The following is a 16,560-nucleotide window of genomic DNA, read 5'->3' as shown; positions in this document are numbered from 1 at the left end:
CGCTTGGATCTTTTTCGCTTTTATAATGTAAGGCTACAAAGTCATATTTCTAAACAATCTTTCTTTGCCATCGTGTAAAACTAATAATGATGCTTACCAGAATCAACCCTCCTGCACACATCCAAAAATTCAAGGAGCTGTCTAATCTTAAAGCAAGCATTATTTGCTGAAACGGGTCCATTAACATAATGAGTGGCCTAAACAACTCGAAGAGAAATACGGATAACATAAGAATCACTATATAGGCAAATAACGGCCGTGACACAAACAAACATACAACGCTACTCAACATGAGCTTTACAAGACAAACCAGCGTTAATACCAAATAAAACGCAAGTATGTAGGATATAGAGTCCGACCGGAGAGAGGCAACGGATGAACCGTATTTTAAAAAAGTAGAACTGTGCGGGAAAAACAACCATCCAGCGATTACACCTATGAGCAAGCTTGTCCCCATAAAAATGACCGTCGTGGCTGATAGTGCCAGCAACTTGGCAAGCCAAAACTGAAAACGTCGATACGGTCGTAGCATATATAGCCTATAGGCTCCAGAATAGAGATCTCCGCTTAGTTGGTCCACATACAGAATGGGCAGGATTGCTGTAATGAGAAATAAAGCAACCTCACTCATCATCAACCACGGCAGGTTGAGATTATTTACGACCACAGTCCCTTCACCAAAACGTAAGACCTTCGTACCCGTTACTTTATGGCTCCATATAATTGCAATCACGATTAATATATAGGCTATATATAATAAAAAAGTGGATTTTCGATTCCAAATTCGTTCCATTTCACTTCGCCAGATTCCTAGCACGAGGAAATCCCCCTAATATAGATAATCATCGGTCACAAAACGCCGGTAAGCCCCCCAAGTAAAAAAGATAAGATATAGACTAACAACAGTGATAATCGCTCCATTCACAGACAAATTCCCCATTAAGGACCTATCTAGTCCTGTATGCTGCATATATGGAACAATCATAAATGCAATCACATTGTATAAGTAGGGGATATGAGAAACCAAAGCGGCCAATTTTAAATACAATGAATCAAACAACAGTGAGCCCAGATTGTATACCATACAAACACCGATTGCATACGTTACACTCTTGCTGTACATAGCGACAAGGCAGTATAAGGAGCTTATTGCTAATAGTGAGGCAAGTGCCCAACCATAGTATTCAAGCATCTGTAGTCCCTGAGATCCAGACAGTCCCGCATCACTTATATCATATGAAAGAGTCCATACTTCAACGATCACCTGCGAGGATACTGCAAATGCAATGAGAAGAAACAAGATAGATGTATTCAAAACCAACAGCTTGCTCCAGAAAATCTGACTGCGGGTAAATCGGCGCATAAATAACAAACGCAGTTGTCCGCTTCGAAATTCCTCTGTGTATACAGCAGCCGCTAAAGCAGCCACAGCTATATTGCATGCTAAAAACAAATTCTCACGCAGACCAGTAACGACAAAGTTTAAGGATAATACCTCTACAGGAATCTTCATCGTGCGCAAGAAGTATACTCCTGTCGAACAGGCAAGTATCGGTGTACATAATACCAAAAGCCAGAACCATTTTCGTCTCCATAATCGTTCGAACTCACTGTATATTAATAACTTCATAGTCCCATTAACCCCATAAAAGCATCCTCTAGACGTTGGCCCTCCTTTATCAGCTGATCAGCAGGCCCCTGCCAAACTAACCTACCTTCTTTAATTACGATGAGTTCATCGCATATCTGTTGCAATTCATCCAGCAAATGACTGGAGATAAAAAAGGCATAATTCGCTGAATCACGCAAACCAAGCACAATATCTCTCAGTTCTCTCATCCCCATAGGATCGAGACCGTTGGATGGCTCATCCAGCAGCAGGAGATCAGGAGCGCCTAGCATGGACTGCGCAATACCTAGTCTTTGCTTCATTCCGAGAGAATAGGTTTTCACCTTGTCGTCCCCTCGTTTTTCTAATCTCACCTTTGTAAGTAACTCTTCAATATGTATCTCCCGATCAGAGGGTGCAATTTCAGAGTGCAGCCGTGACAAATTGCGTAAAACCTGCCTACCTGTCATATAATCAAAAAAGACCGGAGATTCAATAATGGCCCCTACCTTGGATAGCGCCTTTTCCCGATCTGTGTATACATCATATGAAGCTATCTTTACAGAACCGCTGGTTGGCTGCATTAATCCGGTCATGATTCGCATCATTGTGGTTTTGCCCGCTCCATTAGGTCCAATAAAACCATATATCTTTCCTTTTTGAAGCTTAAAGGAGACACGATCTAACAAATAACTTTTTCCCATTTTTTTCGTCGCCTGACTGACCTCCAGCAAGGAGTCCGACATACTATTTCCCCCATCCATAACGAATCACAAAATAGTTACAACGTGGGCACGGATATGTAAGATTTCTAATGACAACATAAACTTCACTTAACAATGACTGATATTATACTCACAGTTAAAAAATATCACATGTTGCCAAATGTAAACGATTCACTTTATATGTAAAATAAAATGATAATAATTTATTAATACCAACTTATATAATAGATGTTTATTAATTCTCAGCATTGATGTCTTTACACTGCAAAATGGGTAGCCCTTCAGTAGGCGTGCTACCTCAGGGCTACCCTTTATATAAATATACGTTGCCGATCCAGTAACCAGCCTATCACTTACTCTAGTTCAATCCACTCGCCGAGCAACGTGTCCAGCTCCGCTTGCAGCTGCTCACGCGCATCCCACAGCTCCGCCATGCGCGCCGTGTCACTACTAGTACCGAGCAGCTCCAGCTCGGCATCTGTCGCCGCCAATTCTGCTTCCTTGGCGGCAATCGCCCGCTCCAAGCGCTCGCGGGACGCAGCGGGCGAGCGGGATGGCTTCGCGGCCTTCGCTCCGCGTGCCCCACCCTTGGCATCGGGTGCCCCCAAGCGACCTGCCGACCCGGAGCGAGCACGGCTCGCATCGGCTCCGGTGGTCGCTCCTGTCCGCGAAGCCATTCCCGCATCATTGCTCGCTGTGCCAGCAGACGTAGCTAGGCTCGAGCCTGAGCCGCCACCAGATGCGGCTTTACTTGCAGATGCCGATCGTCCCCCTGCATCCGCCCCACGTTGCAAGCGAGCGTTTTCCAGCTCCCGCTTCTTCGCGCGGTATTCATCGAAGCCACCCAGATAAAAGAACATCTTCCCGTTCTCCAGCTCCCACACGCGCTCAGCCAGCTTGTTCACAAAGTAGCGGTCATGTGAAATCGCCAACACCGTTCCCGTGTAGGTGTCCAGCGCTTCCTCCAAGGCCTCACGAGAGTCGATGTCCAAATGGTTCGTCGGCTCATCCAGCACCAGCAAATTCGGCTTTTTCATGACCAGCAGCGCCAGCCTTAAGCGGGACCACTCTCCACCGGACAGCATGCTCACAGGCTTAAACACATCCGCGCCGTAAAATAAATACTTTGCCAGCTGTCCGCGCGCCTCGCCTTCTTCCAGTCCTGCTTCCTCCTTAAAATAAGCAAGCACCGTCGCCCGGCTATCCCGTTCTCTCTCTTGCTGCGCCAAATATCCGTACTCGACGCGCGCGCCCCATTGGACCGTGCCTGCATCTACGCTTTCCTGACCAAGCAACAGCTTGAGCAGCGTCGTTTTGCCCGCGCCATTATCGCCTAACAAAGCTACCTTTTCACCGAATTCTAGGCTACCCGTAGCCCCGTTTAATATCTGACGTTCTCCATAGGCTTTGGCGATTTCTTCAAACCGAAGCACCCGGCGACCGGAACGATCCTCCAGTCTTAAGTTAAACTCCGCTCCCTGCGGGTCCAGTACAGGCCGCTTCACCAATTCCATGCGCTCCAGCGCCTTGCGGATTGAGGCTGCCTTTTTGAAAAACTTTTCGTTGTCGCCATTGCGTCCCCACTCTTCCAAACGCCGAATGGTCTCCTTCATCTTTTTGATCCGCTTTTGCTGTTCCTTATAATCCTCAAATTGCAGCAGCAGACGTTCTTCCTTTTCCTTAACGTAGCCGCTGTAATTCGTATAGTACGTAAAGGCCTCGCCATCCTCCAGTTCGATCATCTTGCCAGCAACTCGATCCAGAAAATAGCGATCATGGGATACAACCACACAGGCCCCGGTGTAGCTCTGCAAAAATTGCTCTAGCCATTCCAGCCCTTTCAAATCCAGATGGTTGGTTGGCTCATCCAGCAGCAGCAAATCCGGCCGTCCAATGAGCTGTGATGCCAGTGCTATTTTGGTTTTTTCTCCGCCTGACAGTGATCCGAAGTTGCGCGTATACATAGCTTTGGGAATACCTAGCCCATCCGCTACCTGATCCATATTTGCATCCATTTCATAGCCGCCGTTACGCTCAAACTGCTCCTGTAGGGAAGCATACGTTTGCAGCATCTTCTCCAACAGCTCGGGATTCGCTGCCACAACCGGATCTGACATTTCCCGTTCCAGTGTGGTCATCTGATTGCGGCAATCCTTCAGCTCACGATAGGCGTAAGCCAGCGTTTCGTATACGGTGAAGCTTTCAAACTCTGCCGGGATTTGCGGCAAATAGCCGATTTTCGTATCCTTGGCGATGACGAGCTGCCCTTCATCCGGGCGGGACAAACGTGCAATTAGGCGTAATAGGGTGGTTTTGCCGCTTCCGTTGCGACCGATAAGCCCCACCTTTTCTCCCTTATGGATATCAAACGTTGCACCATCTAAAATCAGATTGGCAGCGTGGTATTTTTTCAATTGTTGACCGTTTACAATGTACATGTTCAGGCTCTCCTTTATTTAGGAAGACCCTTACCCAGGTAACACAAAAAGAGCCGCAGGAGCAACCCCGCGACTCTTCGGAAGATGTAGCAATCCGTTCGAGTTAAGGTAGGCGTCTTCTCGCGATGTTTACAACCGTATGATTAAAATTGGACAGACTTCTCCCGTTGTACGGAAAAGCATGAACAATGCCAGCCATAGCAATCGGCAGCTGGCTAATACGGTTGTTCAGCATCTCGTGATTCACCTACCTCACCCCCTTCTTCATAATTGGAAGTAGTATAACATGTTTTTTCGAATAATAAAAGGGAGAAATATCCTACTGGGCTATGAGACGGAGTGGTGTCCTCTGACTGTCTGCGATGTCCCCGCTCTCGTAATCGAAAATACGCCGCAGACAAAAGCAACAATCACAAATGCCCCGCCCACCCAGGCGTTCGTGGCAACAGAAGTACTATTATCAATCACTACCCCTCCCAAGGCAGAACCGAGGGCGATCCCGACCTGGAGTGCAGAGAAATTAAAGCTTTGCTGAATACTGCCTGATTCGGGTGCATTTTCAATAAGATAACTTTGCATTGGGGGCGACAAGGCCCAGCTCAGGATTCCCCAGATGATCAGAAGCGGCACAAACACATACATCGAGTGAATCGAGAACGGCAGCAGGAACATCACAGCGATAAACACACCTACGACAATGAGAATACTTTTCGCTGTGCCGAATCGGTCGGCCAAAGAGCCGCCAATAAAGCCGCCGCTCACTGCCGCCAATCCAAAGACAAAATAGGCGACACTCACCCATGAAGCGTTCAAGCCCATCAGGTTTTCCAAAAACGGAGTGAAGTACGCATACAACGTGTAGTGTCCCGCCAGTGTCAGCGTAGTGACCAGATGGGCACTGATCACTTTAACATTTTTCAAGGACTTCAATTGCTCACGCATAGGCACAACATGCTCTGTCGGAATCCGTTCCATAAACAAGTTCATAATGATCATAGAAACTACGGTCAACAAGGCAATAATCAGAAATAGCACCCGCCAGCCAAACGCATTTCCAATCAGTACCCCGGCTGGGATGCCTAGTACGATAGAGGAGCTGACCCCCATGGAGATCACACCGAGAACGCGGGCTTGATAAGCTTTGGACACCACTTTAACCGCAATGGTTAGTGACAATGTCACGATCAACGACCCACTTGCAGCAGTAACGATACGGGATACAAACAATACAGCATAGTTCGGACTCCAGAAAGCCAGCAGACTTCCCAGGATAAAGATAAACATCGACCACAAATACAGTCGTTTTCGTTCAATTTTGGCGGTCAACGCCAACAAAGTCGGCCCGGCAATAGCGTACACAAGCGCATAGATCATGATAAGCTGTCCTGCTGTGCTTACAGAGACATTCAAATCCTGTGCAATCTGGGGCAGCACGCCACCAATAATCAACTCCACCAGACCTACCGTAAAGGTCGCAATGGTTAAAATAACTACTTTGAAGTTCATTACATAGCTCCTTTGCTGTCATGTAAATCCCTCGTAACACGCAAAAAATCCTGACCACAAGAAATGTACAAGACGTACACTTTTTGTAATCAGGATTTATCGGTTCCTGGTAGAGACCCTCAAACCATATTATTGAGGTTATACAAATGGGGCATTCATTTATTACGCTTCACGAAGGTTATAGCTATTACTATAAAGGAGCCTCTGGTTAAGTTCAACCCCTACAGCCGCAAAAATTCGCTCATGGAACGATCTGACAGATAGGGTAAATACTCATGACCATATTCGTGATACACAAGCAATTCCTTGTCCGATACGATTTTATTGTACACTGCGAACTGTGTGGAAGGTGGGCAAATCACATCGGATAGCCCTGTCACGAATAGCACCCGTCCTCGAATACGGTCTGCTAAATGTTGAATGTCGATGTAGCCTAAGCGGTGAAACACTTCGCTCTCACGTACATGATTGGGATCAAACCAGCGAAAATAATAAACCAGTTCCTCATAGGCCGATGTCGTTGCATCCAGCGCCCAAGCTCTTTTATAATCCGACAGGAACGGATATACCGGGACCGCCACACGGACACGCGGCTCCAATGCAGCGCAGGCAACCGTTAGTGCCCCGCCTTGGGAGCAGCCAAATGCACCGATCCGTTCAGGGTCAACCTGCTCCATAGACATTAGAATGCGCACCGTCTGTACCGTATCCAAAAATACGTTGCGGTAATACAACCGATCCGGGTCCGGGTCGTCAATCCCGCGGATAATATGGCCGCGAACCGTCGTTCCCTGAACCTGCAAATTGTCCTCGGACAGTCCGCCTTGCCCTCGGCAATCCATAGCCAGCACAGTGAATCCGTGTGCCGCATAGCTCACCTTGTCGAACCAGTCGCCACTATCGCAGGAATACCCATGGAACATCGCCAAGGCTGGACCTTGTTCCGTAAGATGCTTGGGACGAGCCAGCTTCCCATGTACCCTTGCCCCGCCCACTCCAGTAAAATACAGATGGTAACACTCCACCAGCGGAGAGACAAAATCGGCAGGCTCCAGTGTATATTCAAGTGGCTGTCGTTCCAGTTCTTGCAGCGCCCGTTCCCAATACTTATCAAAATCCTGCGGCTTCGGATTACTTCCCATATAGGATTGTAGCTGCTGTAAAGACATATCCTCCGGCATGTAAATTCCCTCCTACATCCGGCCTGACTCACGGTCATCTGCGACTACTTCATCCGTTGCGATGACATACTCCATAATGTCAGATACTGTCGTGTATGCGATACCTACATACGTATCAGCGGCTCCATAATAAATTGCAATTCTTCCGGTGTCCGCATCATGCAGTGTAGCACACGGGAACACCACATTCGGCACAAAGCCACGCTCTTCGTACCATTCCTCCGGGGTCAACACGAAATTGGAGGAACGATATTTAACTTTGGACGGATCATCCAGATCAAGAACGGCTACGCCCATGCTGTATACCAATCCATTGCACGTGCCTGTCACCCCGTGGTAGAACATCAGCCAGCCCTCAGTCGTCTCAATCGGTGCTGGTCCACCGCCAATCTTCACCGATTGCCACCAGCCCTGACCTCCCTTGCTCATTACATGACGGTGCTTGCCCCAATAAACCAAGTCAGGACTTTCGCTAAGGAAAATATCCCCAAATGGCGTATGACCACTGTCACTCGGACGGGATAGCAACATAAAGTTTCCATTTAGCTTGCGAGGTAACAGCACTCCGTTGCGATTAAACGGCAAGAACGGATTTTCCAATCGCACAAAGCTTTTGAAATCCTTCGTTTGTGCGATCCCCAGCGCTGCTCCATAAAAATCTGTGCACCAGATGATATAATACGTATCTTCCACTCGAACCAGACGCGGATCGTAAGCATAATTAGGCTGATACTCATTCCCTTCCTCATCGACCAGATGCAGACGCTCTGTCTCAATATCCCAAGCCAGCCCATCGTCACTCCAGCCGAGATGCAAATGCGGACGTCCATTAATCGTTTCAGCACGAAATATTCCTACAAACCGTCCCTCATACGGAGCTACTGCACTGTTGAAAATACGGGCGATCCCAGGCACAGGATTCCGACCAATGACCGGGTTTTCAGTATGTCTCCATACCGGAGCCTCGCTGCCTTCCGGCTTATCCTGCCACGGCATTTTCGACAGGCTATCTCCTACAATTCGTACATTACCTACGTTCAAATCCACATTCAATTTACTCATACTTGAATCTCCTCTCACCTAGACACTAAATTTTAATTTTTCTATTTCACTGAGCCCTGTGCAAATCCGTTATAGATATACTTTTGTAATGATAAAAACGCAACCAGCGTCGGAATAATCGCAATGATGATGCCCGCGCTAATGACCTCCCATTGCGATCCGTATGGCCCTTTAAACTTAAACAGTGCCGTCGATATAACCTGAAGACTTGTTTTGGGCATATACAGGAACGGGGTGTAAAAATCATTGTAAATATTAACACCCTTGATGATGATTACCGTCACAATGGCAGGCTTCAGCAGCGGCAAAATAATGCGCCAGTAGATGGTCAGATAGGAAGCCCCATCCAGCATGGCCGACTCATCCAGCGCCACTGCGATGGAATCCAGAAACTGAAGGAAAATATACACCGCAATAATATCGGTCCCCAAATAAAGTAAAATGGCTGCCCAAGGTGTGTTAAACAGTTCCAGTTTGTTAATGATCTGGAATGTCGATACCTGTGTCGTCACCCCCGGAATGAGCGTGGCGAGCAAGAACGCACCCAGCATGAGACTTTTACCTTTAAATTTAAAACGATTCAAAATATACGCGATCATGGAACCGGTCAACGTAGCCCCGATGATGGAGATCAGCAAAATAAAGGCTGTGTTCAAAAATCCAGTTAGCATATTTCCATCCACAAAGGCTTTGGCGTAGTTCGCCCAGTTCAGCCAGTTCACCGGGGGAGTCAGAGGACTGCTTGTCGCATATTCAGCCTTCGTCTTCAAAGATGCAAACAAAATCACAACAATCGGCAGTAGAGCAATGAACGCACCTAGCAATAGCGCGGCATACTTGATGCTGTTTGCCAGCAATCTTTTTAGCTTATACATGATTAGTCCTCCTCCCCCCGAATCAGCAACCGCTGAAGCAAAGTAACAGCAATTACGATCAACAGCAGAACAACCGCCATCGCCGAGGCCAAACCAACCTTGCTGTATTTGAATGCCACATCAATCGTCTGAATGACGAACGTTTTACTACCGTTGGAGCCACCGGTCATAATGTAAGGAATATCGAATGCACTGATCGCACCGCTAATTGCCAGGATCAGGTTCAGCTGCAAAATCCGCTTGATGGTCGGCAAAATGATAGAGCGGAACTGATGCCAGCGGTTGGCTCCGTCGATATCGGCTGCTTCATACAGATCACTGGATATAGAAGAAATCGCACCTAGAAACACAATAAAGTTAAAGCCCATGTATCTCCAGATCGACGTACCAGCCAGCGAAATATTAATAACCTCCGGGTTGCCCAGCCACAGCTTGACATACGAACCCAGCCCCACTGCCTGAAGCAGAGTATCGAGGGTACCGTCCGGTTTAAAAAAGAATAGAAAAATAAAACCAATCGCCACCCCGTTCATCAGAGAAGGAAAGAACAAAATGCCTTTAAAGAAATTTTTAAACCAGGTTTGAAAGCTGAGAATGGTTGCAAAATAAAGGGCCAAACCCATCTGTACAAACGTGGCTACAAAGTAATACAGACTGACCTTAAACACCGAGAAATATTCGGGGTCGGTAAAGATTTTGATATAGTTTTCAAAGCCCACATATTCCAGACGCTTACTATAGCCGTTCCAGTCCGAAAAGCTGTATTTAAACATATTGATCACCGGCAAGTATGCAAAAGTGACCAGCAGCGCCAGCGGAATAAATGAAAAGGCAACAATAATCGCTAATCTTTGTTTGGAGTAGCTGAGATTCGAAAATTTAAACATGCTGCACCTCCTGGCTATCCGTCCATCAACTGCCACGTCAATCTCTTCTTATGGTCAGTTCAGATGGCTATTTTGCTTCCTTGGCTGCCACTTCAGCACGCGCCTTCACCCATGCATCGTTGAGATCCTTCATAATGGTGTCGTACGATTCCGGGCGATTACCCACCGCTGCCTCAATAATGCGTTTCTTGAAATCAGGCTGCCACAAGCCGATTTCTCCCATTTTATCGATTTTATCGACAATTCCTTCCTGCCCCTTCGGAGACGGAGTCAGCGCTTCAAAAGCAACGCCCTCATTCTCGTACTGCTTCAAAATGGCAGGCATTGCGGCACCCTTCAGCGGACTAATGCTGCCTGCCTGCTCTACGGCATAGTTGGACTTTTCGGTAAACCAATCCACCCAGGCACGGGCCGCCTCTTTATTTTCACTGTTTACGTTAATAGCGAGGTTAAAGTCACCTGCCAGCGGTACAAGTACCTTGGAGGCATTCGTCGGGAAAGGCATAAAACCGATATCATCCTTGTTAGAAGCTACGCTTTTGATCTGATCAATCGCCCAAGAGCCAAGCACCATCGTACCGATTTTGCCTTGTGCAAGATCCGCCTTGGAGGTCTCCCAATCCGTAGTCGTTGGATCTTTTTCAATCAGACCATTTTTAGCCGCATCGTACAGGACCTTGTACAGCTCATAGTGGGGCTGGCCCTTCGTGAAATTATCATCCGAATTCGGTTGTGTCACATTCACGTATTCCTTCGTACCCGCTACTGTCGCCAGGCTAGACTCCCACTGGGTCAGTGCCCAACCAGAGGCATAGTTCGTAAACAGCGGTACTGCCTTGGTTTTGTCCTTAATTTGCTGTAACGCTTTCAGGAATTGATCCGGTGTTTTAGGAATTTGTGTGATCCCTGCTTCCTTGAACACTTTTTTGTTATAAATCACGCCAGAGTAAACCATCGCAATCGGAATACCGTAGCTGTTACCATCCACTGTACGTTCTTCAATGCCGGTATACTTGTTTTTCATCTCGTCATAAGTACCTAGTGGCTCAAAAAAATTAGGAAGCTCCTCAATCGGAATGCTGCCAGGAATCAGCAACACATCTCCGTAATCCCGGGTTCCCATCCGAATTTTAATTTGACCATCATAATCGGCCAATGCCTGAAAATTGACCTTCACGTTCGGATAAAGTTTGTTAAATTCCTTGGCGTAATCCTGAAATACGGTATCCACAATATCTGTCCGCTGTGTGATCACCGTAATTTCCCCTTCCGGACCCTTCGGATCAGAACCGGCAGCTGGCGTATCCCTCTTTGAGCTACAGCCAGTAAACAGCCCCGCTATCAAAAGCACGGATAGTAATGACATCAAAACCTTGGACAACTTCATGAGACGACCCCTCCTGTTGTTTTTAATAAGGTTATCGTTAAACTAACAAAATCATTTTATTATGTTAGCGCTTACTGTGTCAATTACAATATTTTTTTGTAAAATATCGCGGTCCTCTTCTTGTAAAAAACACGAGTCTAGCATGGTTGACAGTTTATAAACACCTAGATATGATACTTCTGTAAGGTTAACGATAAACTAATAAATAATTTTCCGAAGGAGGCTTTGTCTCTTGGAAACACTAGTACACGAAATTAGACAGGAATGGAAGGAACACATACTCCCATTCTGGTTAGGCTTGAAAGATGAAGCGCATGGCGGATTTTATGGAGAGGTAGACGTGGATCTGCACATCCATAAACAAGCGGACAAAGGTGGCATCGCCACTGCGCGACTACTTTGGTCTTTCTCAGCAGCAGCCCGTGTAACTGGGGAACGCGCCTATGCAGACGCGGCACGACATGCCTTTACATTTCTGCAAGATCACCTGCTTGACCCGTTACATGGAGGAATGTACTGGATGGTGAACTACACCGGGCAGCCTGTGGATACGTGCAAGCATGTATATGCGCAGGCATTCGCCATCTATGCGTTGGCAGAATATGCACGAGCTACGGATGACCCGAATGCATTACCACTGGCAATGGAACTGTTTCACCTTGTGGAGCAGAAAGGATATGATCCTGCTCTACAGGCATACGGTGAACAATATGATCGTTCGTGGAACGCGCAGCCTAATGAGCTACTCAGCGAAAATGGAGTTACCGCGCATATTACCATGAATACGCATATTCATGTTTTGGAAGCGTATACCCAATTGCTACGTGCCTACCCAAACGAAGAGGTTCGGGACGCACTGAAAAACGTGCTGGACATTTTATACCATCGTGTTTACGATGCTTCCGCCCGGCGCTTGGGAGTCTTCTTCGACCGCGAATGGCGCTCACTGCTCGATCTGACCTCATATGGTCACGACATCGAAGCCAGCTGGTTGATGGAGGACGCAATGAATGTACTGGGTTATCATCCATCCGAGTATGTGAACATGGTGGTGGATATTGCCGGCGCGGTAGCTGAGCGGGCTATTCAGCCAGACGGATCGCTCATCAACGAGCGGGAGGGAGAGCGGGTAGACACTTCACGTATCTGGTGGGTACAGGCCGAAGCAATGGTTGGTTTTTACAATGCGTTTCAGCGGACACAGGATGAACGATTTTTGCACATTGTGCGAAATCTATGGACCTATACCCGGCAATATATCATCGATCCGCGCGCCGGAGGCGAATGGTTCTGGTCAGTTCAAGCCGACGGTAAGCCTGATGCGAGAGAGATTGCAGGCCCTTGGAAGTGCCCATATCATAACAGCCGATTTTGCATCGAAATGCTGGAGAGGATGGAAAAACAATGATTCATAGCAAATACAATGAGCTGCTGTTGCAGCAAGAAGAACTGATTACGCGCCCCAATGAGGTTAAAACCTCCTTTTACAATGGTATCTATGAACGCTACCTCTATCCGGTGCTCACACGCCATCATGTTCCCATTCACTGGCGGTTTGACCTGGATGCACAAACCAACCCCTTTTTCATGGAACGACTGGGGGTGAATGCGGCATTGAATCCTGGAGCGATCTATCATGAAGGAAAATACATTCTTGTTTCACGCACCGAGGGACTGGATCGAAAGTCGTTTTTTGCCTTGGCAGAGAGCGATAACGGCATTGATCAGTTTCGGTTCATTGACGCTCCCTTAGTATGGGATGATATCGACCCGGATGAAACCAATATGTACGATATGCGGCTGGTGAAGCATGAGGACGGCTGGGTTTACGGTATTTATTGCTCGGAGAAAAAGGACCCTGACGCGCCAGCCCACGATACCTCCAGCGCTGTCGCTCAGGCTGGACTGGTCCGCACTCGTGATCTCCGCACATGGACCCGGCTTCCCAACATCACTACCCAGTCCCCGCAGCAACGCAACGTTGTCCTGCACCCCGAATTTGTGGACGGTCAATATGCCTTCTATACTCGTCCCCAAGATGGGTTTATTTCCACCGGCTCAGGCGGAGGCATTGCGTTCGGTCTCTGCAAAGATATTACGCAGCCCGTGATTGAACATGAGACAGTCATTGACGAGCGCTACTATCATACGGTATACGAAGTCAAGAACGGGCAAGGTCCTGCTCCGATCAAAACGAGTCGCGGCTGGATTCATATCGCTCACGGGGTACGCAATACAGCCGCCGGGCTGCGATATGTGCTGTATACCTTTGCCACCAGTCTGGAAGACCCTACGCGCGTCATTGCCAAGCCTGGCGGGCATTTTCTGGCTCCTTATGATGAGGAACGCGTGGGTGATGTTTCGAATGTTATTTTCTGCAATGGGGCAGTCGTTAATGAACGAGATGAAGTCTTCATATACTACGCGTCCAGTGATACACGTATCCACGTAGCGACGACCACCATTGCCCGTCTAGAAGACTACACCTTCAATACACCGTCCGACCCATTGCGTTCTCTCGGCAGCGCCGCTATCCGCCGTGAGCTGATCCATCGCAATGAAGCACTATTGCAAGCAAGCAACCGTCCTTCCCAGCGGATCTAAGCCGTAAGCTTTATCCTGCTTGCGGAACCATGTATACTATCCATAGAACAACTGTTACCCGCAGGCTAATTGTTGTTCTATGGGCAGCTATGGCTGCCAGTCCTTGTATCTTTATAGAGCAGCTGCACCGCTAAGCTAATTGAATTTCTACAAGCGGATAAGCTATCCATATTCACCCCAGCATTTTGCAACTCTTATCTGGATGTAGGCAAAATGCTTATCTTTTTAAAATTGGAAGGCGGAACAGGAATGAAGAGCAACGTAACGATGCGGGATATTGCAGATAAGCTGGGAATAAGCAGCGTGACCGTGTCGAAGGCGCTCAATGACAAGGATGGGGTTAGCGAGGAGCTAAAAGAACGTATTAAAACGCTCGCGGGCGAAATGGGTTATCGTTTCAATACCGTTGCCAAGTCCATGAAGGAAGGGCTCACCTATAACATTGGTGTTGTCATCCCTGAACGTTTTACCGGTCCTGGCCAATCGTTTTATCTGCATATTTACCAGCAAATTTCACGAGCACTGGAGCCATACGGCTACTACGGGATCCTTCACATCCTCCATCGCGAGGACGAAGAACAGCTTAATCTGCCACGTATCTATTACGACCGTAAGGTGGACGGCTTCATTCTTCTGGGCCAGGTGAGCAAGCCATATATTGAGCTGGTACAAACCATGGACCAACCTAAAATGTTTCTCGACTTTTATGATGAGCATGCCGATATCGACTCTGTGGTGACGGATAATTTTTACGGAGCCTATGAGCTGACCAACTACTTGATCGCCCAGGGGCACCGGGATATTGCTTATGTGGGAAATATCTATTCCACCAGTAGTATTCAAGATCGTTTCCTCGGCTACTATAAATCCTTGCTGGAGCACAGGTTGCCCCTCCGTAACGAGTGGGTACTCAGTGACCGGGACGACGAAGGGTCCTATGTTGAAATGGAGCTGCCTCAGCCACTACCGACCGCCTTTGTATGCAACTGCGATCAGGTTGCTCACAATCTGGTGCACCAGCTGATTGGTCTGGGATACCGCGTACCCGAGGATTGCTCTGTAGTCGGCTTTGATAACGATGTATACGCCACGCTTATTGTTCCGCAACTGACCACGGTCGGAGTAGACATTGAGCAAATGGCACGTACCGCGGTGGATTCAATGATGAAAAAAATAAGCCATCCCGGCAGTCGTTTTGGTCGAGTCCTTGTACAGGGTCATATTGTATATCGTGATTCCGTGCAGCCCCTTGAGTGATCATGATCAGTGAATATTCCACAACCAAAAGCCGCTCAGCATGTCGCTGGAGCGGCTTTTGACGTTTAGAATCTTTGCAGCGTAATCATAGGCTTACCTTCAATTAAGAACGCTGGGCGACAAAGGAATTGCCCGTCCGATTGAGAATCGGCAGCATCCGCATTTCCTGTCCCATCGTGGCTTGGCAGAGTGGACAAGCTGGCTCGCTCAAAAAGGTAAAATCCGTTCTCATCCATCCGTTGCAACCCTCGTTGGTACACGACCAAATAGCCGTATTTTCCTCTGGAATGATTTCCGGGGCCTGGCGTCTGTACATCTATATCCCCCCTTGGTTGTTATAGGGGAACATCCCCTGTCGGCATACTGTTAATTCCCTCCTGTGCGGGTATTAATATGCTCCAACCTACGGAAAATATGCGTATTTTACCAAAATCCTTATTTGCGGATAGCCTTGGTCCAGAAACCGCCGTGAAATTGCTTTGGCTCCACTGTAATGACAAAAGCCTTGGGATCCAGATCCAGAATGGATTGATACAGCTTATTCTGGTTTTTTCGCTTGGCCAATATCTCCATCACCAGACGTTCTCCATCACGTCCACTGCCTAGCCAAGCTGTAACGCCATAGCCTTTGTCTCGTAGTGCATTGGCAATTCCTCCATTGATCTCATTGCTGATCACCTTCACAGTGACATAACCGAGCGCTATTTTTTCTTCAATCCATGCTCCAATAAGAATACCTACTGCGTAGCCGATGGCGTATACCGCAAGACTTGCCACTTGATCCAGATATTTAAGCACGACATTCAAGCCCAACACATAGACCGTAACTTCCACGGTGCTGATGAGTGCAGCAATGTACTTCTGTCCTTTCAGCGTCAAAATCATACGTAGTGTATACGCCGATACATAAATAAGTTGAATAACGAGAATAAACAATAAAATTTTGAGCATACGCTCACTCCCCATTCCACGATCTAGTTAACCCCGTCTCCAACATTATGCCCCTGTCTGTGATCTACAGCCTTACGT

At 47.6% G+C, this 16,560-nt stretch carries 16 protein-coding genes and 1 riboswitch; of the genes, 3 read left to right on the top strand and 13 right to left on the bottom strand.

Annotated elements, in window-relative coordinates:
* Nucleotides 1-49: 49 nt before the first annotated feature.
* The 11 genes from C0638_RS09125 to C0638_RS09080 form a co-directional block, all read right to left on the bottom strand.
* On the bottom strand, nt 50-817 hold the full coding sequence (locus C0638_RS09125; protein ID WP_102163451.1) for an ABC transporter permease: 768 nt from the start codon (nt 815-817) through the stop codon (nt 50-52).
* Nucleotides 818-829: 12 nt separating this feature from the next.
* Entirely contained in the window at nt 830-1,630 is an 801-nt protein-coding gene (locus C0638_RS09120; RefSeq protein ID WP_082689633.1) for an ABC transporter permease, read from the bottom strand.
* The gene (locus tag C0638_RS09115) at nt 1,627-2,355 is read right to left on the bottom strand and encodes an ABC transporter ATP-binding protein (protein ID WP_058711057.1); all 729 of its coding nucleotides are present in this window, start codon (nt 2,353-2,355) and stop codon (nt 1,627-1,629) included. The genes C0638_RS09120 and C0638_RS09115 overlap by 4 nt, the downstream gene beginning before the upstream one ends.
* A gap of 332 nt (nt 2,356-2,687) precedes the next feature.
* Nucleotides 2,688-4,772 (bottom strand): ribosomal protection-like ABC-F family protein, encoded by a 2,085-nt coding sequence (gene abc-f / locus C0638_RS09110; protein ID WP_058711056.1) that lies wholly within the window; start codon nt 4,770-4,772, stop codon nt 2,688-2,690.
* 103 nt (nt 4,773-4,875) lie between these two features.
* A complete protein-coding gene (locus C0638_RS25335; protein WP_016822706.1) occupies nt 4,876-5,019 on the bottom strand; it encodes an RAxF-45 family protein in 144 nt (47 codons plus the stop codon).
* A gap of 80 nt (nt 5,020-5,099) precedes the next feature.
* Nucleotides 5,100-6,278, bottom strand: coding sequence for an MFS transporter (locus tag C0638_RS09105; protein ID WP_058711055.1), 1,179 nt, complete (start codon nt 6,276-6,278; stop codon nt 5,100-5,102).
* A gap of 66 nt (nt 6,279-6,344) precedes the next feature.
* Nucleotides 6,345-6,444, bottom strand: a riboswitch (purine riboswitch).
* 55 nt (nt 6,445-6,499) lie between these two features.
* On the bottom strand, nt 6,500-7,459 hold the full coding sequence (locus C0638_RS09100; RefSeq protein ID WP_058711054.1) for an acetylxylan esterase: 960 nt from the start codon (nt 7,457-7,459) through the stop codon (nt 6,500-6,502).
* A 12-nt stretch (nt 7,460-7,471) separates the two neighbouring features.
* A complete protein-coding gene (locus C0638_RS09095; protein ID WP_058711053.1) occupies nt 7,472-8,521 on the bottom strand; it encodes a glycoside hydrolase family 130 protein in 1,050 nt (349 codons plus the stop codon).
* 41 nt (nt 8,522-8,562) lie between these two features.
* A complete protein-coding gene (locus C0638_RS09090; RefSeq protein ID WP_040102609.1) occupies nt 8,563-9,396 on the bottom strand; it encodes a carbohydrate ABC transporter permease in 834 nt (277 codons plus the stop codon).
* Nucleotides 9,397-9,398: 2 nt separating this feature from the next.
* Nucleotides 9,399-10,283 carry a carbohydrate ABC transporter permease gene (locus C0638_RS09085; RefSeq protein WP_102163449.1) on the bottom strand — a complete coding sequence of 295 codons (885 nt, stop codon included), beginning with the start codon at nt 10,281-10,283 and terminating at the stop codon, nt 9,399-9,401.
* Nucleotides 10,284-10,350: 67 nt separating this feature from the next.
* Nucleotides 10,351-11,670 carry an ABC transporter substrate-binding protein gene (locus C0638_RS09080; RefSeq protein WP_013373636.1) on the bottom strand — a complete coding sequence of 440 codons (1,320 nt, stop codon included), beginning with the start codon at nt 11,668-11,670 and terminating at the stop codon, nt 10,351-10,353.
* 232 nt (nt 11,671-11,902) lie between these two features.
* Between C0638_RS09080 and C0638_RS09075 the strand changes: the two genes are divergently transcribed.
* From C0638_RS09075 to C0638_RS09065, 3 genes are all read left to right on the top strand, one after another.
* On the top strand, nt 11,903-13,078 hold the full coding sequence (locus C0638_RS09075) for an AGE family epimerase/isomerase (RefSeq protein ID WP_058711052.1): 1,176 nt from the start codon (nt 11,903-11,905) through the stop codon (nt 13,076-13,078).
* Nucleotides 13,075-14,274 carry a glycoside hydrolase family 130 protein gene (locus C0638_RS09070; protein ID WP_058711051.1) on the top strand — a complete coding sequence of 400 codons (1,200 nt, stop codon included), beginning with the start codon at nt 13,075-13,077 and terminating at the stop codon, nt 14,272-14,274. The genes C0638_RS09075 and C0638_RS09070 overlap by 4 nt, the downstream gene beginning before the upstream one ends.
* Nucleotides 14,275-14,523: 249 nt before the next feature.
* Nucleotides 14,524-15,531: a substrate-binding domain-containing protein gene (locus C0638_RS09065; protein ID WP_040103815.1), complete on the top strand. Its 1,008-nt coding sequence runs from the start codon at nt 14,524-14,526 to the stop codon at nt 15,529-15,531.
* A gap of 103 nt (nt 15,532-15,634) precedes the next feature.
* On the opposite strand, the gene C0638_RS09060 is transcribed toward C0638_RS09065, so the two are convergent.
* Nucleotides 15,635-15,847, bottom strand: coding sequence for a cold-shock protein (locus C0638_RS09060; RefSeq protein ID WP_016822696.1), 213 nt, complete (start codon nt 15,845-15,847; stop codon nt 15,635-15,637).
* A 119-nt stretch (nt 15,848-15,966) separates the two neighbouring features.
* Nucleotides 15,967-16,482, bottom strand: coding sequence for a DUF2179 domain-containing protein (locus C0638_RS09055; RefSeq protein WP_058711050.1), 516 nt, complete (start codon nt 16,480-16,482; stop codon nt 15,967-15,969).
* Between the last annotated feature and the right edge of the window lie 78 nt (nt 16,483-16,560).

It is taken from the genome of Paenibacillus sp. lzh-N1 (assembly GCF_002872435.1).
Taxonomy (GTDB): domain Bacteria; phylum Bacillota; class Bacilli; order Paenibacillales; family Paenibacillaceae; genus Paenibacillus; species Paenibacillus polymyxa_C.
Note: the sequence above shows the minus strand (reverse complement) of the source record. Positions and strands in the feature narration are given on the sequence as shown.

Bases quoted from the DNA above. Each gene is read 5' to 3' on its own strand.
- C0638_RS09120 (WP_082689633.1), bottom strand. From the start codon at position 1,630: ATGAAGTTATTAATATACAGTGAGTTCGAACGATTATGGAGACGAAAA.
- C0638_RS09115 (WP_058711057.1), bottom strand. From the start codon at position 2,355: ATGTCGGACTCCTTGCTGGAGGTCAGTCAGGCGACGAAAAAAATGGGA.
- abc-f (WP_058711056.1), bottom strand. From the start codon at position 4,772: ATGTACATTGTAAACGGTCAACAATTGAAAAAATACCACGCTGCCAAT.
- C0638_RS09105 (WP_058711055.1), bottom strand. From the start codon at position 6,278: ATGAACTTCAAAGTAGTTATTTTAACCATTGCGACCTTTACGGTAGGT.
- C0638_RS09100 (WP_058711054.1), bottom strand. From the start codon at position 7,459: ATGCCGGAGGATATGTCTTTACAGCAGCTACAATCCTATATGGGAAGT.
- C0638_RS09095 (WP_058711053.1), bottom strand. From the start codon at position 8,521: ATGAGTAAATTGAATGTGGATTTGAACGTAGGTAATGTACGAATTGTA.
- C0638_RS09090 (WP_040102609.1), bottom strand. From the start codon at position 9,396: ATGTATAAGCTAAAAAGATTGCTGGCAAACAGCATCAAGTATGCCGCG.
- C0638_RS09085 (WP_102163449.1), bottom strand. From the start codon at position 10,283: ATGTTTAAATTTTCGAATCTCAGCTACTCCAAACAAAGATTAGCGATT.
- C0638_RS09080 (WP_013373636.1), bottom strand. From the start codon at position 11,670: ATGAAGTTGTCCAAGGTTTTGATGTCATTACTATCCGTGCTTTTGATA.
- C0638_RS09070 (WP_058711051.1), top strand. From the start codon at position 13,075: ATGATTCATAGCAAATACAATGAGCTGCTGTTGCAGCAAGAAGAACTG.
- C0638_RS09065 (WP_040103815.1), top strand. From the start codon at position 14,524: ATGAAGAGCAACGTAACGATGCGGGATATTGCAGATAAGCTGGGAATA.
- C0638_RS09060 (WP_016822696.1), bottom strand. From the start codon at position 15,847: ATGTACAGACGCCAGGCCCCGGAAATCATTCCAGAGGAAAATACGGCT.
- C0638_RS09055 (WP_058711050.1), bottom strand. From the start codon at position 16,482: ATGCTCAAAATTTTATTGTTTATTCTCGTTATTCAACTTATTTATGTA.